Annotated in this window: 13 protein-coding genes and 1 pseudogene; 5 read left to right on the plus strand and 9 right to left on the minus strand. The window is 53.6% G+C overall.

Going from position 1 to position 19,235, the window contains the following annotated elements:
- Window positions 1-150 precede the first annotated feature (150 nt).
- The 5 genes from ACIQWS_RS16560 to ACIQWS_RS16580 all read right to left on the minus strand — a co-directional run bounded on the left by ACIQWS_RS16560 (window position 151) and on the right by ACIQWS_RS16580 (window position 8,869).
- Complete coding sequence (locus ACIQWS_RS16560) at window positions 151-2,814, minus strand: glycoside hydrolase family 99-like domain-containing protein (RefSeq protein ID WP_403181588.1); 2,664 nt, start codon at window positions 2,812-2,814, stop codon at window positions 151-153.
- A 318-nt stretch (window positions 2,815-3,132) separates the two neighbouring features.
- Window positions 3,133-5,268, minus strand: coding sequence for a hypothetical protein (locus ACIQWS_RS16565; protein ID WP_403181592.1), 2,136 nt, complete (start codon window positions 5,266-5,268; stop codon window positions 3,133-3,135).
- A gap of 280 nt (window positions 5,269-5,548) precedes the next feature.
- Complete coding sequence (locus ACIQWS_RS16570; protein ID WP_403181595.1) at window positions 5,549-6,412, minus strand: class I SAM-dependent methyltransferase; 864 nt, start codon at window positions 6,410-6,412, stop codon at window positions 5,549-5,551.
- Between the two features lie 170 nt (window positions 6,413-6,582).
- The gene (locus ACIQWS_RS16575; RefSeq protein WP_403181597.1) at window positions 6,583-7,527 is read right to left on the minus strand and encodes a TylF/MycF/NovP-related O-methyltransferase; all 945 of its coding nucleotides are present in this window, start codon (window positions 7,525-7,527) and stop codon (window positions 6,583-6,585) included.
- A 52-nt stretch (window positions 7,528-7,579) separates the two neighbouring features.
- Entirely contained in the window at window positions 7,580-8,869 is a 1,290-nt protein-coding gene (locus ACIQWS_RS16580) for an FkbM family methyltransferase (protein WP_403181600.1), read from the minus strand.
- A gap of 153 nt (window positions 8,870-9,022) precedes the next feature.
- Between ACIQWS_RS16580 and ACIQWS_RS16585 the strand changes: the two genes are divergently transcribed.
- Genes ACIQWS_RS16585 through rfaD form a run of 4 tightly spaced genes read left to right on the plus strand, consistent with a single transcriptional unit; the run spans window position 9,023 to window position 13,222 of the window.
- Window positions 9,023-9,565 (plus strand): D-glycero-alpha-D-manno-heptose-1,7-bisphosphate 7-phosphatase, encoded by a 543-nt coding sequence (locus ACIQWS_RS16585; RefSeq protein WP_403181602.1) that lies wholly within the window; start codon window positions 9,023-9,025, stop codon window positions 9,563-9,565.
- 16 nt (window positions 9,566-9,581) lie between these two features.
- On the plus strand, window positions 9,582-10,772 hold the full coding sequence (locus tag ACIQWS_RS16590) for an AGE family epimerase/isomerase (RefSeq protein WP_403181605.1): 1,191 nt from the start codon (window positions 9,582-9,584) through the stop codon (window positions 10,770-10,772).
- A 1-nt stretch (window position 10,773) separates the two neighbouring features.
- Entirely contained in the window at window positions 10,774-12,225 is a 1,452-nt protein-coding gene (gene rfaE1 / locus ACIQWS_RS16595) for a D-glycero-beta-D-manno-heptose-7-phosphate kinase (RefSeq protein ID WP_403181607.1), read from the plus strand.
- 16 nt (window positions 12,226-12,241) lie between these two features.
- Window positions 12,242-13,222, plus strand: a complete 981-nt coding sequence (gene rfaD, locus ACIQWS_RS16600; RefSeq protein WP_403181610.1) for an ADP-glyceromanno-heptose 6-epimerase — start codon at window positions 12,242-12,244, stop codon at window positions 13,220-13,222.
- 182 nt (window positions 13,223-13,404) lie between these two features.
- On the opposite strand, the pseudogene ACIQWS_RS16605 reads toward rfaD, so the two are convergent.
- A pseudogene (locus ACIQWS_RS16605) lies at window positions 13,405-14,420 on the minus strand (IS30 family transposase); the annotation flags it as partial.
- 156 nt (window positions 14,421-14,576) lie between these two features.
- Window positions 14,577-16,058 carry a diguanylate cyclase domain-containing protein gene (locus ACIQWS_RS16610; protein WP_403181613.1) on the minus strand — a complete coding sequence of 494 codons (1,482 nt, stop codon included), beginning with the start codon at window positions 16,056-16,058 and terminating at the stop codon, window positions 14,577-14,579.
- A gap of 432 nt (window positions 16,059-16,490) precedes the next feature.
- Here ACIQWS_RS16610 and ACIQWS_RS16615 point away from each other — a divergent pair, with 432 nt between their 5' ends.
- Entirely contained in the window at window positions 16,491-17,693 is a 1,203-nt protein-coding gene (locus ACIQWS_RS16615) for an MFS transporter (protein WP_403182529.1), read from the plus strand.
- A 14-nt stretch (window positions 17,694-17,707) separates the two neighbouring features.
- On the opposite strand, the gene ACIQWS_RS16620 is transcribed toward ACIQWS_RS16615, so the two are convergent.
- Together ACIQWS_RS16620 and ACIQWS_RS16625 are read right to left on the minus strand one after the other, a co-directional pair.
- The gene (locus ACIQWS_RS16620; protein WP_403181616.1) at window positions 17,708-18,583 is read right to left on the minus strand and encodes an SMP-30/gluconolactonase/LRE family protein; all 876 of its coding nucleotides are present in this window, start codon (window positions 18,581-18,583) and stop codon (window positions 17,708-17,710) included.
- 2 nt (window positions 18,584-18,585) lie between these two features.
- Window positions 18,586-19,230: a 2-dehydro-3-deoxy-6-phosphogalactonate aldolase gene (locus tag ACIQWS_RS16625; protein WP_346308433.1), complete on the minus strand. Its 645-nt coding sequence runs from the start codon at window positions 19,228-19,230 to the stop codon at window positions 18,586-18,588.
- Between the last annotated feature and the right edge of the window lie 5 nt (window positions 19,231-19,235).

The raw sequence follows: 19,235 nt of genomic DNA on the forward strand, positions 1-19,235 counted from the left end.
AAGGCAGAAGCCCTCGGAATACTCCAACTGACAGGGACAGCGATCCGTGTCAGCTGTGCTTTGACTGAGGATGTTCCGCATTGTCGATCATCCTACGTGGCTTACCGGCAATTCCTAGTCCAGCACCATAATTGCCGGAAACCCATCTACCTATGGTCTGGCGAAGATCTTACGAAGCCCTCGAATTGGCGCTGTCAGGCGCCAGGATATAGATTTCAGCAAAGCGGATCTGTGCGTACGCTCTGATTCAAGTTCTTTTGTCAGGGTCGCACGCGTTTGCTGTAGCTCGTTGAATATGTGTCGCGTCTGAATCTTTGCTGCTTGCACCACTCGAAAGGCGCCCTCGTCTTTCTCGCGTGCAACCCGCCGAAGTGTTGCAAGTGCGCGCGATGCCGTGCCGGTGGGATCCAGCGCGAGTATGTCCCGGACGTCGTCGATGGCTGCCTTCGTCTCTTCGAGGTAGCGCCGGCCATTCCGCCCATCCGGCTCGACATAGGTGCCTTCACACCATTCATTCCATGAATGAAGAAATACAATTCTCTCATCCGGCGTGCGGTAGCGGTAAGTATCGAGCATGGCTTGGGTCAGCCAGATGCGATACGCATCATTCTCGGTATTGACGTGGACGATAGCGCGGGATGCATATCGTGGTGTATTGTCCCATGGCAGCATTACGGTCCGGTGTCTGCGATATTCCGGTAAAGGCCGACCTGAGTGAAAGCTGGCGAATTTTCTGTAGTCAACGATGCGGCCCTCGAAATCTTTTGGCAGATCACTTGCTGCAATATGGTCGCTGAGCACGTTTTCAGGAATGGTGTTGCCGGGTATCTCATAAGCCGCATCGAAGCCGAGTGCTCGCGGATGCGTTGGCTCCTGAGACCAATCATCCACCATCACAAGATAAAGACCCGGGAATCCATGGCGTTTGGCCTCTTCACGCCAAATATCAGTGCTGGTGTTGATATCTGGAAACAGATGGGACTTGTAAACCATCAAGATCGGCTTGCCGTCGACCTTCTCGTACCGCTCGTCTTGGAACGCCGCGATGAGCTCCTGAATGAACAAAACATCGTCTTCGGGAGAGTGGTTCTGCGCGATGATGACCTCTTTGTCACCGCCATCCCAGCGTTTGCTCCAGTTTTCATTCGCCCATAAAAAGAAGAAGGGCGCCTTTATATCGGATTTTATATAGTTTTCGATCGGCTTGTAGAGAAGTTTCTTGCCCTGGAAATAGTAATAGTAAAAGCAGAATCCCGAGATGCCGTGTTTTAAGGCCAAATCGATCTGCGCCTTCATCACGTCGAGCGAGCGCAGATCGTAGTAACCCAACTCCCCCGGAATTCGCGGCTGATAATGGCCGGGGAAAAGTGGTTCAGCTTTGATGACGTTGGTCCATTCGGTAAACCCTGTGCCGTGAGCCCAGTTGTTTTCCGCGATTGGATGAAATTGGGGCAGATAGAAGGCAAAGACCCGCGGTACCTCGTTTGCCGGAAGTTGATCTTCCGGCACCTGAACAGAATCCTCGGCCTCAAGTGTCGGAGAACGCCAATGGGGAGCCAGTTCCGTGCTTGAATAAGCGGATGGCGGTTTTTGATAGAGGACGCGCATCGATCGCCCTTCCCGCCGTCCAAATTTCAAATAATGCACCAACGGATTGAGACCGGCTTTGGCAACATCCGCATTGGCGATCAGATAGTATTGGGAATCGAAATGCTGGCTCGGAGAAATGCCGTGTGATCCGCCGATCGAGAGAAAATGATCAAGGGCTTCGCTCCCGTCTACTTCAGGGATATGGACGCTATACCAAGCGGCATCGAACATTCCAGACTGCAGAACGAGCGCACGAACTTCGGCAGTAGCGTGCGATGTTCCTCCAGCTTCGATCGGTAATGTATCCGCGTCCATCCGAGGTTTCATCGAGATGAGAGACGAGAGATACGCGGTTGCTTCCTGAACCTCGCTGACACTGATCTCACAAACAGGACCGGTCAGATTGCGGACGATTTTCACATGTGAGCCATTGTCCGAGAAATGTCCAGAAAACGGATTGTAGTTCCTGAACACCCCAATCCGGCCAAGCAGGATAATACCGGGAACACCTACCGCATTTGCCATATGTGCGGGGCCGCTGTCGATTCCGATAAAAAACTTGGCGCGCCGGATGACTTCGGCGGTAGCAAGCAACGGAGTCTTGTTTACCAGGTCAATCGTTCCTTCAAGCGGGCTCGGCAGCGCCTGCTTCTTGAGAGAACCGACTTCAACGACGGCTATTCCCAGCTCTCGTTGGAGCCAGGAAACCAGTTCTGCCCATTTTTGCGGCTCCCAGTCCTTGATGGCATCATTGGACTCTCGATGGATCGCGCAATAATTGGCAGGAAGGTCCAGCGCATCCACCAAAGTCCTTGCATTGGCATCAATGTAAATTCGAGGGCTTGCTGAAAGGGGAGGCAAGCCGGCGCCAATTGAAAACGCCTGGAGGATCGAGCCAAAATCGAACCATTCATGAGCATTTACAAGTGGATTGCCATGCTTCTTGAGCAAAGGTATCCGACAACACTCGCATACCCGGAAGTTAACATGCAAATCGATCACGTGGTCGAATTTTTCGTGATTGGCCTTCTTTATCCAATCCGTAAGACAGTCGATGATGACGGTTTCGTCCACATTGGGATTGGTGTCGATCAACTCGCGATAGGCTTTGCTGACCGCCCACGTAATTTTCGCATCCGGATAGGCTTTTCTAAGATAGCGACTGACAGGCTCGCATGCGATAATATCACCAATGTGCTCAATTAGTCCGACTAAAATCTTCATTTCGCCTCTCAGCTATTAATATCCCAAGGAGGTAACGCCCCCCTCCGTCACCTATTTATTGAAGGCCTATCAAATTGCCGCACCAAGTCCAATGATCTTATTTAACATTGTTGTAATGGCCGCAAAAAATTCATCGTTTTGCCTGCCCGGCTGGATCTTGCGGGCCGCGCACCAGCGTTTGCATGGACGGTTACCACAGGGAAGGGCGGTCAATACGCATCAATGAAGAATCCAAATAAGCTCAAGGGAACGATCCATCTGGGCTGTTTGAAAGGCGCCGTCCGAGACTACTCACAATACCTGCGGCCAAACTTCAACTCATTTCTTGTGTGGCGGTCTGCACTTGTCGACAGGCACACGGGCAGCAATTGCCGACCACTCTCCCCAGCCACTTCCTTCATCCAATACGGATACATCAATGGAATCTTTATTCCCGTAAAGTGAGGGATCCAGAGTAACTTCTAACCAATCCAGCGCCTGCGGCATGAGGAACTGCGAACCATCAACGATGGACAAACGTTGATTCCCAGCTGTAGGTCCTGAACGATATAGGAAGCTTTGGCCGCTTCTCAGTTGAAACCGTAGCGCAGCCTTAGTTGCATCCCCGTCTGGACCAAATGTGCCGAGGACCTGAAGTCCATAGCTGCACAAATTGGTCTGAAGTCCATCTCCACCTGTAATATCTTTGACATCCAATACCTGCGCGATCGGCAGATCACCGCTTGATCCATAGGCGAATGGGATTTTGAGTTGCATTGGCTGAGAAGGTATTTCGGTGCTCACATTGCAGACTTGCTTCCCACCAGCTTCCGCTACGATATCAATATGTCGTCCAATTGAGCTCGCGACATAACCTTCGACCTTAAAACGATATTTACCATTAGCTGGAGTGATCTCGCGCCTGTCCCTCCACCCACTTTGCACCAGTGCGAAACCGAGTTGACGGTTCTTTTCGTCAAGAATGCGTACAAAATCCGGATAAGCGGTGGCGTGCTCTGTATCTAATTCGATAAATGACGAGAAACGCAAGAATTTTGAATCTGTGGTTGTCATCATCTGGAAGGGCGCTATCGAACAGTCCTGCACGTTTGGCTGCTTGTTTTCACGGGACGCCTGCCCGAGCTGTTCTCTGATGCCGGAGAAGGGAATTGATTGAAAATAGCCGAAGTTCGATTGATATGCAGGTTCCGAATACTGCTTTATCTGCCTGTAGAAATCAGGTGCTGTGAGAGTTCTTTGCGCAATCTGATCATCAACGCCTAACGCCAAGCCGAGGGTGGCAACCTTCCAATCGAACAAAGGGCCAGAAAAATAACCCAACGCGGAGTATTGATAGGCGATAAGGACAAGCAAAAAAACAGAAAGTGTGGTGACCCTCCAAGCCGCGCTTAACCGCCGTTGAAAACTCTCGAAATAAAGGATCGAAAGAGCCAGCCAGCCCAGCAGGGAAGGGGTGGTGTAGTGAGTGGTGACGGCAAGTCCCATGCCGATGTTGGAGCGGGAAACGGATGCACCCGCATAACTCAAGACGACGTAGAGAGCGAAGGTCGCCAGCGCCCAGTCCACTGCAGCAGAAGGTTTTTGGCGGAGCAATTGCACAATTTTCATAGATAGAAGCAGCAGATAAACAAGCCCCATTATCTCCACTTGGTAGAACCGATCAGACGACCCCAGTAAGTAATGGAAAGGTGATCCCAATAGTCTTAGCAAGAACAGTATTATGGTATCCAGGTTGGTTAAAAAGCCTAGGTTTAAAGGAGCAGCGCCTGGACTATGGTTCCATAGTAGAAATATAAATTCTAGTGCCAGTCCACCAAGAAAGGTACCGGTGAGACGTGCCGGGAAGCGCATGACAATCGCATAGGCAACATAGAGCGGTAGGACTAGAATTCCATTGCCCATGGTGCCGATTGAAAGGAGGCCTGCCCCGACCGCCCCAAGACACCGCAGCCAATTTAGGTCTTTTCGCTCGACGGCAATTAAATACAACCCTGCCAAAGGCACAAGATAAGCCAAGTGAAACTGGGCCTGAAATGCCCACGTAATGTTTTCGCCCTGCACAAGCAAAAAGCACCAGCAAATGATAAGAGCAAGTGGAATGGATGAGGCATTCCGCCGTTTCGCCAGCAGGTAAAACAAGGCTATGTTGCAAGAAATGCAAATGAAATTCGCTGTGATAGCGAAGATGCTGATGCCGCCGAATGCGTAGTTATCAAACCAAAATATGATTCTTTGCAGGAGAATTCGGTGCTCATTGTGTGGCTCTATCCAAGCTCTCCAATGACCGTCTTGCAATTTTTCCAAAAACCCAAGATACCCTTCCTGCATATCCCATACGGGAACAGGATTGTAAGCGACTATGGTTTGAAACATCGCCAATATCGTGATGACGATGGCACATAGCCAAATATAGATTCGAAACGGGGTGTCTAAGGGGGATGTTTTGTTTGTCACGTGCTCTTGAGCCACTTCAATTACCGATGCTTGTCACTGTCATGCGGTTGTCAAACGCACAATGATGTTGTTGATTCAGTCCGACCCAATTCACAGTATAATTTGTATTTATCATCTAACGTAAAAGCCGCGGTGATCGTCAATTCTTCAGGGTGAACAAGCCATGCCATTTCACATGGTTATAATTTTTTGTTACGATCGGTCCTCGAAGACTTTTCTTCCAAAGATAACCGGTGGCGCCGAATCTATAGCAGCCGACGATCTGCATTTAATTAATACACTAACGCCGCTGTTGAACCAAGGCGGCTCGAGATGGCGGCTCCTTATGGGTCAATAACCACACAATCTGTTCCGTTCGGAGAGTGTCTTCGTCATAAATTTCAGCAATATCCAAGGGAATCGCATCATCATTCTTAGTTCGATAATCCCTTATTATCTGCAAGCCTGCATCCGTGGCAGCTCTTTCCAGTTGTGGCGCTGTAATCTTATTGAGTGTGACGTAGGTCTCCCACAATTTTTGCCGCTCAATCTCCTGGTCGGCATCTAACGGTATATAGACTGACCAAGCCTTTCTGAGTGCCTCGGGGGTTGCAGGCGCATCCCATAAAGTTTCTTTAAATACATCGTGCTCCATGGAGAGATGTCCCCATGGCTGATTGATCCACGGTGCCAAGTGGGATCCGTCGCGCGAATAAAACAATGGAGATATCTGCAGGAACACGACGCCACCCGGCCTTAGAACCTCCGCGATACTGCGGAATGCATCTTGTAGGGTGTCCCTTCGGACATGCTCAAAAACCGACCATGTGTAGATGAAGTCAAAGGTACCCAGGTCGGTAAGCCGCTGCCCTGGCTCAATTTTGTACAACTCCAGATTATTCGGCAGTGTCTCAAGACCCATGTTTTTTCGCGCGTAATCCGCGCATTTGAAAACCACATCCAAGATCTCGACCCCAACGAGCCTTTGAGGTTTCTTTTGGAGAGCCAACCCGAGTGCAACTGTCGCTTCGCCACATCCAAACTCGAGCACATCTTTGTCAGCTACGCCGCCATGCGCTTCAAACCATTCACTGATAATCCTAACCACATCATTGAATTTGTGAGAGTAAGTCTCGTCTTCACAGTTCTGGGTTGTCCAATTCATATCTGCTTTGATCTTCCGGATTCTAAACAATCATCAAGTTGCGTAAACGGAAGCCGAACACAGGATGATTGGTTCTGTGCCGGCACGATGTTTTCCCGTTTGGGAAAATGGAACTACCAACAGGACACTGCAATTGTATTGCGCAAACATGACAATCTGACTTGGCGGGTTCATCTGCCGATCTTACGGATTATCACTGTTCCGGCAAGGTCCGGAATCGGGACGATGTGTTCCGGTTTGTCCGCAAAGAATTCGTCAATGGCTCGAATGGCGCCTTCCCAGCACAAACTCATATAGTCGTGCATGATAAGAAAGCCACCGTCGTTAAGCCGGGGATAAAAATATTCCAATCCCGCTTTGATCGGGGCGTAAAGATCGGTATCGATGTGGACGAGGGAATATCGGCCTGATGCCGGAAGATGCGCGGCGGTATCGGGAAAGAAACCTTGAACGAAACTGGTGTTCTCTTCACCAACACGTTTCTTCACGAACTCCAGACTTGTCTCGCTGAAGGCACCGCTCAGGTGCTGTTCGTTTAGCTCCAGATCGCGATCGTCAAAACCGTTGAACGTGTCAAGGAGGTACAATTGACGCGCCGATTTTCTCGCGAAATTGGCAAGCAGTACAGCGGTATCGCCCTTATAAACACCAAGCTCGACCACTTCACCTTTGATTTTGTCCTTCTCGATGAGATCAAACGCCATGCACAGCCCGTAGAACCGCACCATATCGCCGTAGCCGTAGCTGATGGTATTGATTTCGTTGCCGAATATGCCTCCTAAGGCTTCGTACCGCTTCAATTGGCTGCTGTAGCGTTCCGGGATATGACCGAGAAATGTTCCTGGCGGCAGGGTAAAATCATGTGTTTTGGCTGCAGGCTGCGGCTGGGCGGGTGCATCTGCTTGCCCTGTCCTTGACTCAAGATGCGCCAGCCTGGAACCGAGCGCAACCAGTGCATCACCATGTTTTTCTTCGATTGCTGCCAACCGCTGGCCGAAGTCGGTCAGTGCGTCGCCATGATGTTGTTCGAGATATTCCAGCCGATCTGTAAGCTGTTTCAGACGTTCCAGAAGGCTCTGCAAATCTGTCGACTTAATGTCTGTCCCGCGATCCACGTGCAACTCCATTATGTAAGACGAAATTTTGAACAAATTCAGATACTGTAGGTCAGTTCGTTCGTTGTTGGCCCCGCAACATAGATATAACAGCGCGCAACGGGGCGGTGATTTTCCAAGACATCGACCCATAGACAGCTGTCAGTCGATGATGCAATTCGGTCTTTTCCTCTGTTATTTGATCGAAACGAAAACGCAGGTCATTGGAATGACTTTCCGATATGGCAATTGTCTGCCGCAAAATGCGGTCGTCGCGCTGCAGCTCGTCGATGACACGTGAGGAGGTAGCTGCCAGTGCCTTCAGTTCGTCTTTTTCCGCTGCTTCTGCGGCAAGCTTATACCGCAGGAAGGCGACGTCGCCGTGAGATCGTTCGATCTCCAGTTTTTGATTGTCATGCGTGTCTAGAATCAGTGCCCCGCCAGTACGGGCGGCGGCACAGGTGCGCAGGATTTCCGGAACATATTGCGGTTTGTTGAAAAGGGCCAGTGCCAGATCATCCGCCGTCTCCAACTCAAGGACCATCTCGCATTTCCGAGAAACATAGGCCCTACACATTTCAAGGTTCTTGCCCTGCACGCCGACGAGCGCGACCTCGCGTGCGCCTGAGAATATATCGAGCGGATTTGCCATGAAATTTTGCTCATTGTAGGCATCAACCACATGAGCAAAGACTTGATAGCCTTCACCTTTCAAAATCTCCCAGGTTTTCAGCCCGCCATCGAGCGAGTTGCATTCGGCATAGATCACTGGGGACAAGCGCTGAAGCGTGCTGGATGCACCTTGGAGCACGAAATGCTCCATACCTTCTGCGTCGATCTTGATCAGCTGGCATTGTCGAAGATCCAGTGAGTCGAGAGTGATTTGGCGAACGGACAGGTGTGAACTATCGGTGACACCCGTTGTTACATCCGGAACAGCAGCGAGCACCGACGCGCTGCCGAAGGAGTCCGAGCTATCCGGATTGATCGCCAATAAATCGCGATCCCCAACTTGCGCTCCGGCGATTGCGTTTTCGATGCGCACATTGGCAAGCGCGTTGGCTTCGATATTCCGGATCAGAAGTTGATGCGTCGTTTTTTGCGCTTCTATGGCAATGACGGACCCGCCCAGCCCCACATGACGGGCGAAAGCGAGTGTATGCGTTCCTATATAGGCTCCAACATCGATGACGGTGTCACCGTCTTGTAGGAATTTCTTGATAAAGCTGATTTCATTCTCGGCCCATTCACCATATTTCTCGAGGGAGAGCCTTATGGCGCCAGAATCTTTGGCAAAGTAGGTCATATCGCCATATCGCGTTGAAATTGACTTCACCGCCGGCGTTTCGGGTATCGTGTTCATCCGTTTTGCTATTAATCCTGCGTTAAAGTATCTAATATGCGCTTGGTTAGCCTACACGCCCATGGTATGCGCGTCGAGTGGAGATGCAACTTCCGATAGTCAGAGAGTAGAAGCGTTGCTTTTGAAGCGTCATATTTTATTCGGCAGGTGTTGATGGTGATCGCCAATGCGACGCGTGACACGCGCCCGATGGCCTTCCTCGACAGGGATGGTGTCTTGAACGTGGATACCGGATATCCGATCCATCCGCATGAAATTGTATGGATGAAGGGCTGTTTTGAGGCGTTGAAACGCTTAAAGGACGCTGGATATCGTGTTGTGATCGTTACAAATCAATCCGGTGTGGCGCGTGGTTTTTTCTCGGAGGGTGACGTGCAAGCGCTCCACAATTGGATGAACGGCGAATTTACCCGACGCGGCGGAGACATTTCGGCATTCTATTATTGTCCCTATCTTCCAGACGCGCCGCTGGAGGCATACAGACACGACCATCCTGACCGGAAGCCCAATCCTGGCATGATATTCCGTGCGCTTCGGGACTATCCGACTGATTTTGCGCAGTCGTTTCTTGTAGGAGATAAGGATAGCGATCTGGAAGCCGCAGCCGCTGCTGGAATACGGGGTTTCAAATTTGCAGGCGGGGATCTGGATCAGTTCGTTCTTCAATGCCTTTCATCGACACACGTTTCCTCTTAGGTTAAATCAAGAACCCATGACTGTTGGTTATTCCGAATCGATTGAAAGCTATTGCGCGCATATAAAGAACGTCGTTCTGCCGTTTTGGCACGACAACACGTTCTCTAAAGAGACGTCACTCTTTGCAGAGCGACTGGATCTCACTGGCAATGTTCTGCTCAACACTCCGCATCGCGCTATGGTTCAGGCGCGTCAGATTTTTGTCTACAGCCATGCTGCATCGACCGGCGTGTTTCCGCAAGGAGCGGAGTATGCCATGCGGGCTGTTGAGAATCTTCTTGAATGCTTTTGCGACGCTGGTGGTGCAGAGAACGGCCTGCACTTTTCTATTACGAAGAATGGCGATGTTGTTTCCAGTGTCAGGGATAGCTACACACATGCGTTCGTACTTTTTTCCTTTGCCGCTGCCTATCGATTGTCGGGTGACAGGAACCTTCGGCTGGCTATCGACCACGTCGTGAGCTTTGTTGATCAACGGTTAAGTGATCCCCGCTCCTTTGGCCTCTTTGATCAGTTTCCGCCTTCCACCTCTCTGAAAGCGCAGAACCCTCTTATGCATTTACTTGAGGCCTATCTTGCTCTTCACGAAGCCATTCCCGACGGGGATTTTCTCGTTCGAGCCGCGGCTATAGTTGAGCACTTTAAAAGCAGGATGTTCATGCACAAGCATGGCGTGCTCGTCGAAAAATATGGTGATGACTGGTCAGTCTTGGATGAGCAATCGCCCGACCTTTTTTACGAGCCAGGTCACCAGTTTGAATGGGCTTGGCTCTTGCATAGATTCGGTTCGCTCGCCAAGACAGATGAGAGTTTGATTTCCGATCGCCTGTGGCAGACGGCTCGTCGGCATGGCCTCAACGCCAAGTTTCTATGTTATGATGAGGTATCGCTGACAATGGAGGCGAGGCGGCGGTCTCACCGGCTTTGGCCGCACGCGGAAGGCGCGAAAATTGCCGCAGTCAGGACTGAGGCAGGTGATGGCGATGCCAGACCCGTGGCGGAGGCGATGGCATATGCCCTGAATAATACTTTTCTTCACCAACCCTTCGAAGGTGGCTGGATTGATCGGGTCGATGAAGCGCATTGTGCGCTTATTGACTTCGTACCAGCCAGCAGCCTCTATCACCTCTACACGGCTTTTGTGGAGTTGGCACCCTTAACAAAAGCAGGGTATTCGGCCGAGAGGCAGATGTCAGGAGCGACTTGAAATGTGGGATATAGTGCAGCGATTTGCGTCTGCAAAGGTGGCGATCATCGGTGATCTGATGCTCGACATTTATATACAAGGTGACGTGAATCGTGTTTCACCCGAAGCGCCGGTGCCGATCGTGCGCCGGGTTTCCGAACGTGTAGTCCCCGGCGGGGCTGCCAATGTTGCCGCGAATGTCGCAGCACTTGGGGGGCGGGCCAATCTAGTCGGTATTGCTAATCGTGATGTGAGTTACGACAGGCTGGTAGCAAGCTTAACCCCGTTTTCCAACGTTGATTTCGATCGCGTCGTTTTTGACGACAGTCGCTGTACTATCACCAAAACACGCATAATGGGGCACCATCAACAAATTGTTCGTGTCGATAGCGAAGACACCTCTGCGATATCATTTGCTATAGAAGAAGCGATCATAGAAGCGGCCAAGGATGCGATTGAAAGCTCGGATTTAATAATCTTATCGGACTATGGAAAGGGTGTACTTAGCGATCGCGTACTGGCACAGACCATTTCGCATGCAAGAGCCATGGGTAAGACTGTTCTGGTCGATCCAAAGCGCCGCAATCTCTCTGCCTATCGCGGTGCATCAATCATAACCCCTAACAGGGCAGAATTAGCACAGGCGACTGGCCAAGTCTGCGAAACCGATGAAGAGGCTGCCTTTGCCGCTGAGATTGCAAGGCAGAATTGCGGGGCTGACATTCTGCTGACGCGTTCAGACAAAGGCATGTCTTATTTTGGGGCGAATCTCCAACCGATCCATCTTGCTACTGTTGCACGTGAGGTTTTTGATGTCTCTGGTGCCGGTGATACGGTTGTCGGAGCTTTGGGTGTAGCAATTGCAGCTGGGGTGCCCCTTATCGAGGCTATGCGTGTGGCCAATCATGCTGCCGGTCTTGTTGTCGCAAAAGTTGGGACTGCGACGGTCTCGCCTGCAGAATTGGTAGCCTCGATCCAGGACTCCGAGGGGCATCTTGACATTCAAGATGGGCGCTTGCTGGATATTCAAGGTTTATTGGCGGCCAGATCCTTTTGGCGTGACAGCGGCTTGACGGTTGGCCTGGCCAATGGGTGTTTTGACATCATCCACCCCGGGCACGTATCGCTGATCAGGCAGGCAGCGGCAAGCTGCGATCGGCTTGTCATTGCGTTGAATACGGATGCATCGGTTCGCCGTCTTAAGGGCGCTACAAGGCCTGTGCAGACGGAAGAAGCTCGTGCGGAAGCCATCGGCGCGATGAAAGGTGTGGCAACGGTCGTATTGTTTGGAGAAGATACACCCTACGAACTCATCGCCGCGGTCAAACCCGATGTCCTCATCAAAGGGGCGGACTATACTGAAGATCAGGTGGTCGGCGCCGATATCGTTCGCGCTTCGGGCGGTTCGGTAATGTTGGCGCATCTGACGCTTGGCCACTCTACGACTGGTTTGATTCAACGGCTAAAGACTTGAAAGCAAAGTAGATCCAATGATAATTTTAACTGGCGGGGCTGGCTTCATCGGCTCGAACATTGCTGCTGACCTCAACGAAACGGGACGAAGCGATATCGTCATCGTCGATTCGTTGGGCACTGACAGCAAATGGCGCAATATTGCCAAGCGTCGCTTTGACGACATCGTATTTCCCGACGAGGTCGATGTTTATCTCCAAAGCTTGGCCGGTGCAGATGCCGTTGTTCACATGGGGGCGAACTCATCGACCACGGCGGCTGACGCAGATGAAATTGTCAGATCCAATTTCCGGCTGTCGGTCCGGCTTTGGAATTGGTGCATTAAAACAGGAACGCCTTTCATTTATGCTTCCTCTGCTGCAACCTACGGTGATGGGAGTGCCGGCTTTGTTGATGACGACAGCGACGAGGGCCTGGATATGCTTAAACCGCTTAATCTCTATGGCTGGTCGAAACATGCATTTGATCGCTGGGCACTAGAGCGCGCGCGCCGCCATCAAGCTCCGCCGCAATGGGCAGGCTTGAAGTTCTTTAATGTCTATGGCCCGAATGAAGGTCACAAAGGAGATATGAAGAGCCTCGTGGCAAAGAATACGCCGCTCATCTTGGCTGACAAGAAAATCAGCATGTTCAAATCGCATAAGGAAGGCTATGCGGACGGGGAGCAGCTGCGCGACTTTATCTATGTTAAGGATTGCACTTCTGTCATAGGTTGGTTGCTTGGCAACCGTAACGTCAGCGGCCTGTTTAACCTGGGGACGGGGAAAGCCCGGTCGTTCCGGGAATTGATGCTGGCTATCGGAATTGCCAATGGCAAATCTGTCGATATGGAATTTATTGATATGCCTGCATCCATCCGCAACCAGTATCAGTACTTTACTGAAGCCAAGATGGAAAAACTGAGAGGTGCGGGGTATAGCAAACCCTTCTACAGTCTCGAGGAGGGCGTGCGCGATTACGTACAGAGCTATCTGATGAAAACGGACCAATACCGGTGAAGGTGTAGTTTTATCGGCGAGCTTGCAAAGCTATCATCGGCTGTACGACGCTCTTCAGGGGGAGATGAGCATAAACATGCCCAACCAATCCGTTCATAGGCAAAGTCCTTTGCGGTGATAGGCCGTTCTGTGAGTTCTCGGCCAAGCGCGACCTTGCTGCATCGGCAAGCTAATCCATTCGTGGGCCTCCTGGCCATGACCTTTTGCCGGAAGACTTCGGCCGGTGTCCTGAAGCCCAGACATTTGCGGGGTGTGGTGTTGAGCTGGTTGCAGACGCGGTGCAGTTCGATATCGCTGATGGCCAGGGAATCGACATCCCTCGAAAGCCATCTGCGTGCCCGGCGATTTGTGTTCTCGACGGTGCTTTTTGCCAGGGCGACTGCGGATCGCAGAACCTTGTCTGAGTTCCAAGCCCAGCTTGTAGGTGTGGCCAATCGGTGAATTCGGTGCCTCGGTCAAAGGTAATTGACCGGCGTGCACGGACGGGCAGGGCTTCCAGCGTCCGTATCAGACGCGCCATGATCGGCCGCGACTGCCGGTCATTGCTGCGCAGGAACACGGTAAAGCGACTGACCCGCTCAACCTGAGAAGTGATATTGGCTTCGCCGAACTTCTTCCTGAACTGAATGAGATCACACTCCCAATGACCGAACTGCTTGCGTTCACGCACGCTGTTTGGTCGATGCAGGATACTCAGTTCCGGGCTGAACCGGCGGCCATAACAGCGCCGAGCACGCCGCGGACGGCGTCGAGCGCGACGCTCCGGCAGGTGATGCCACAGTTTGATTGCCTGACCATCTTTCGAATAGGCAAACCGGTAGATCGTCTCATGACAGACACTCATGCCGTGTCGCGCTTCTTCCAGCTTGAGGCGGCCTGCGATCTGTTCGGGTGACCAGCCGTGGCGGATAAGCTCGATGATAGCCTCGCGCAGCAGCGGCCGTCGCATCAGTTTGCGCAGATTGTAACGCCGGTCCTTTGACTTCGTATCGGCCACCAGACCGTAATAACCCGTCAGTTCTCGCATCTCGGGATCATCGAATATATTGCGCTTCAGTTCGCGTGAGATCGTCGAGCGATGCCGCCCCAGTTTCTCGGCAATAATATCAACGCTGATCTTTGCGGCGCGCCAGCGCTCGATCTTACGCCGCTCATCGAGCGTGATTTGGGAGTAGGTGTGCCGAAGCAGTCCATTCATGAGCAATTCCTTTGCTGCGATAAGTCCTTGTTATCGCAGCAAAGCCGCACTTTGAAATAGAACCCACCCGGCTACATACAAAGATCGCATAAGAGTAGTTATGGAACTATCTTTTGCTTCCAGGGTGCAGACATGCCCTGACAACAGCCAAATCGATCAGCCCTGTTCGCGCACGGTCGTACCGCTGCGCCAGCCGGTTTCACCGGTCGAATAGCGCAGCCGCTTGTCCTGGTACATCTGCAGGTCGGCGCGCTTTGCCACGGCTTCCAGTTTCTCGCCGGCGGCACTGGTGGCCCAGCCGATCGAAAAACTCAACGGAATATTGGAATAGTACTGGTTGTTGATCTCGATCAGGCTGACAATTTCCTCGACGACCGCCACCGCACCGGGTTCATCGACTGCCGGCAGAAGTACGGCAAATTCATCGCCGCCGATCCGCGCGGCATAGTGCGGCGGCTTCACGGCTTCGCTGAGGATTTCGCCAGCCCGGCGCAACAGTCCATCGCCGACACCGTGGCCCCATTGATCGTTCGTTGTCTTCAGTCCGTTGAGATCGAGGATGACGATGGAGACCGGAAAGAACTCCCGGCGTTCCAGCCGGTTCAACTCGTCGACGTAGAAGGCACGGTTGTGCAGACGCGTCAGCACATCATGCTTGCCGAGATATTCAAGATAGGCTTCGGCTTTCTTGCGCGCGGTGATATCGGTCAGCGATATCTGAACCAGTGACCAGTCTGTTTCATGCCCGGGCAGCACGGAAAACTGCAGAAGGACATGGCGTTCGGAGCCGTCGAGCGCGTAATTGACCGTCTCCCGTTGATGGAACAGCTTGCCGTTCCACAGGTCGATCAGCTGTTCGCGGAAATGCACGTTCATCTCGTCCTTGAACACGTCGGGCAAGCGGCGCAGCAGGGTCATGGCGTCCGGCGCCTGGAAAAGCTTGAGTGTTTCGCGGTTCACGTCGATGACACGGATTTCGCTGGCGCATTGCTGGACGAATTCCGGGTGAACATCGGTGAAAACCCGGAAGTCTTCGATGCCGCGGTTGCGCAGCCCGTCAAGCAGCTTCTTGATCTTGCTGAAATCCTCGACCCACAGGGATACGGGAGAATGCTCGAAGAGACCCTCGGCATAGCGCTGGCTTGCCGCGTGCTGCCGTCTCGCTTCTTCCCGGTCGGTCACGTCCTCGATGGAGATAAGAACCTTTTCCCAGCTTGTTTCATAGCCTGGCAAGACCTTGCCGCGCAGCTGAATATCGAGGCGTTTGCCGGACAGCGAATAGTTTACGGTGTCGCTGGAGAACTCGCCCTTGCCTTGCCAAAGCTGCGCCAGCTCCTGCACATGCGTCTGCAGCATGTCGTCACGGAAAATGGCGCCGAGATTGGCGACGAGTTCGCTGAAATCAGCGGCTTCAAACAGCGACAGCGTCTTCTTGTTGACCTTGATGACGCGGATGAGCCTTGCGCAATCGCGCACCCGGTTTTCATCCTCGCGCAGATAGGACGTGATGTCGTCGACACCCGCCCGCCGGAGGGAATCGAAGAATTTCCGGACGTCGCTGAAATCTTCCAGCCAGAGGGAAATGGGAGCAAGATCAAATGCGTCTATTTCGTCCTGATGCAAATTCAGCTTGTCCATCGGATTATGTCTCCCGGCCGGAGGAATATGGTTAACATTCCAGCCTGATTGGCAGCTTTGACGCTATTGTCAACTACTCCAAGTTGCGTTCACTGCAAATTGCACCGGTTCTCCCGGACATGTGTCCGGAAACACGCATCGGCGTGGCCTTTTTTCGCTGCGAGGGACAATCAGACAGCCTTCCCTGCCGCCTCTAGTCCGTTGGTCTAATTCTCAGTCATTTCGATCTGATGTAGGCTTTTCGTGCAGGGGGTTAATCCAGCGGAGGATGATTATAACAAACCCAGCATATGCAATTGCGACAGCCGATGGAGAGGCTCCGGTAGCGATAACCGCCGGTTGCACTTCGGTGTCTTGGTCGCCCGAAGTCATCTCGCTGCATGGCGATAGCCAGAAAATCGGTTGAACCGCTGCACTTTCCCATCGCCCATTTTGCCGACGGACAGGACAGTTCGCGGGCTTGCCATTGCCCAGACGATGGGTGCCGTCGCCGCCGGTGTATATTTTTCCAGTTCTGTTTTGTTCTTTTCGAGAGCATCCGGTTTAGCGCCGCTCGAAATAGGCCTTGGCCTGACGGTAGCCGGATTGGTTGGCTTGCTTGTGCCATTGCCCATCGGCATTCTTGCCGATCGCTGGAACGCGCGCAACATTGCGGCGTGGTTGACCGTTGGGGCGGGCGTCAGCGACTGGATTTTCCTGTTGGTTAGCGGGGGCACGGCCTTTGTCATAACCGCCTGTTGCTTTGCCGCATGTCTGCGTGGCGCCATGACCGCGCGCATGGCGATGATTGCGACCCTTATTGATGCCAGCCAGCGCACGCAAACGAGCGCGTATCTGCGTGCGCTAGGCAATTGCGGCCTATCGGCCGGTGCCATGATCGGCGGCCTGGCATTGTATTTCGACAGTTTGACCGGCTATCGGCTGGCCTTTGCCCTTGGCGGGGCAATTTTCCTCGTTGCTGCTGCCGCCTATCGTTTGCTGCCGCCCGTCGTGCCGGGACCTGCCACCGTCCGGAAAGGTTCTCCGCTCACCGTGCTGGGAGACCGGCCCTATATGAGCCTGACGCTGCTCAACACGGTCATTCTTCTCTACATTCCTCTGCTCAACATGGCGCTGCCCCTGTGGATTGCACTGCACACCAACGCCCCGCTTTGGATCGCTTCGGTCCTCTATGGCCTGAATACCGTAAGTGTCATGCTGATGCAGGTGCGGCTGGCACGCCGGGTCACCAATGCATGCGAGGCGCGCAGGTCGATCTTCTTCGCCACCCTTCTGCTGTCTGCGGCCTGTTTCTTTTTTGCAGCAATGGCTGTGCCATCGGCGGTATGGCTGACGGTGGTGTTCGCTCTGCTGGCGGCCATGCTGCATGTATTGGGTGAGATGATGCACATGGCCGGAGCCTGGGATCTGAGCTTCCGACTGGCGCCGCCGGGGCAGGAGGGCGAATATCAGGGTTTCTTCAATACCAGTTCTGCGGCCGCCGAAATGTTCGGCCCCATTCTGCTCACGGCCCTGCTGGTTGGCTGGGGTTTGCCGGGCTGGCTGCTTCTCGCCATTGTCTTTTCAGCCACCGGCTTCATCATCATTGTCCTATTCGGCAAGCAAACATATCTGGCACGCGACCTTTCGGGTTGAGACGGGCAAGATTGTCACAACCGCACAGGCGGATCGAAACGCCCCTTCCCGGCCAGCTCGATCAGGAATGTCTTGCCGGCATTGGGATCGGATTTTTGCTCCGCTTCCGTCATGTCATGATAGGCAGTCGTTACCACCAGGGCTGCGGAGTCGGCGTCGATGAACGCCGGGCAGGATGGTTGCCGCGCCGGGGTTGCGATCGAACGGATGCGTCTGCCATCGGGCGAATAGACATCAATATGCGAGCGGCCCCAGCATGCATTCCAGAGATTGCCGTCGCGGTCAACGACGGAGCCGTCGATGCCGCCGGCGTCCTTGTGCTGGTAGAAGACCGCGGGCTCGCCGATGGGCAGGCCGGTGTGCGGATCCGTATCGACCCGCCAGATGATATTGCGGGTGGTATCGGCGAAATAGCTGATGCGCCCGTCCGGCGAGAAGCAGATCGAGTTCGTGATCGAAATGCCGGTGAAAAGGGTGCGCAACTGCCCTTCCCGGTACCAATAGATCGATCCTGCCCCCTTCTGCGATTTCTTGCCCATGGTGCCGATCCAGAAGGCGCCCGCCGGATGGACGCGGGCGTCGTTCGAGCGGGTCACCGGATTATCCGCCTCGATGGGCTGGTGCATGACGGTGTGTCCGCTCTTGCGGTCGCGGATAAACAGACCTGTTTCCGTCGCGATCAGCTGGCGCTCCGCATCGATCACCGCAAGCGCGCTCGCCATCTGGCCGAGCGGGTAGATTGCGGCCGGACCCCCGGCGCGCGGCTTCTCGAAAAGCCGGCCGGTGACGATATCGAACCACCAGATCGTGCTTGTCAGCGGATCGTAACCGGGGCCCTCGCCGAGTTCACATGGGTCGTCGTGCAGGATGCTGATCTTCGGCTGATCCATGGTCAGGCTCCGGCTTGGAAGGTGCGGTCATAGGCCTCGACCGTGGCCCTTGCCCGTTCAGCGACGTGGGAAGCCGATGCGCCGACCTTGTACAGGCTGGAACCCAGGCCGAAGGTGCGAACCCCGACCTTGGCGTAGGCGGCAAAGCCGTTCTCGTCGACGCCGCCGACGGCGCCGATGACTGTTCCCTTCGGCAGGATGGCGCTGATCGCCTTGATGCCGTCCGGCCCCAGGACGCTTGCCGGGAAAAACTTGAGGCCCGAGGCTCCGGCCTGCAAGGCGGCCAGCGCTTCCGTCGGCGTGAACACGCCGGGCATGGTGACCATCCCGGCCCGGGCGGCGGCGGCCAGCACGGCGGCATCGACATTGGGGCTGATCATCAGGCGGCCCCCGGCTGCATCGAGGCGCGCAATGTCGGCGGGATCAAGCACGGTCCCTGCCCCGATCAGGACATGGGACGGCAGCGTCTTTGCCAGGAGCTCGATGGACTGGAACGGTTCGGGTGAATTCAGCGGCACCTCGATGACATCGATACCGGCTTCCACCAGTTCTTCGCCGATGGCCAGCACTTCATCCGGCTTGACGCCGCGCAGGATCGCGATGAGATCGCGCTTCAGTTTCGGCCAGGGAGCGGACGATTGGGGCATTGGAA

Origin of the sequence: Phyllobacterium sp. NPDC097923 (assembly GCF_044760925.1) — a bacterium.
Taxonomy (GTDB): Bacteria; Pseudomonadota; Alphaproteobacteria; order Rhizobiales; family Rhizobiaceae; genus Phyllobacterium; species Phyllobacterium calauticae.

Coding starts and splice junctions, on each gene's coding strand:
- ACIQWS_RS16585 (WP_403181602.1), top strand. CDS start 9,023: ATGGTGATCGCCAATGCGACGCGTGACACGCGCCCGATGGCCTTCCTC.
- rfaD (WP_403181610.1), top strand. CDS start 12,242: ATGATAATTTTAACTGGCGGGGCTGGCTTCATCGGCTCGAACATTGCT.
- ACIQWS_RS16560 (WP_403181588.1), bottom strand. CDS start 2,814: ATGAAGATTTTAGTCGGACTAATTGAGCACATTGGTGATATTATCGCA.
- ACIQWS_RS16590 (WP_403181605.1), top strand. CDS start 9,582: ATGACTGTTGGTTATTCCGAATCGATTGAAAGCTATTGCGCGCATATA.
- ACIQWS_RS16570 (WP_403181595.1), bottom strand. CDS start 6,412: ATGAATTGGACAACCCAGAACTGTGAAGACGAGACTTACTCTCACAAA.
- ACIQWS_RS16580 (WP_403181600.1), bottom strand. CDS start 8,869: ATGAACACGATACCCGAAACGCCGGCGGTGAAGTCAATTTCAACGCGA.
- rfaE1 (WP_403181607.1), top strand. CDS start 10,774: ATGTGGGATATAGTGCAGCGATTTGCGTCTGCAAAGGTGGCGATCATC.
- ACIQWS_RS16610 (WP_403181613.1), bottom strand. CDS start 16,058: ATGGACAAGCTGAATTTGCATCAGGACGAAATAGACGCATTTGATCTT.
- ACIQWS_RS16620 (WP_403181616.1), bottom strand. CDS start 18,583: ATGGATCAGCCGAAGATCAGCATCCTGCACGACGACCCATGTGAACTC.
- ACIQWS_RS16625 (WP_346308433.1), bottom strand. CDS start 19,230: ATGCCCCAATCGTCCGCTCCCTGGCCGAAACTGAAGCGCGATCTCATC.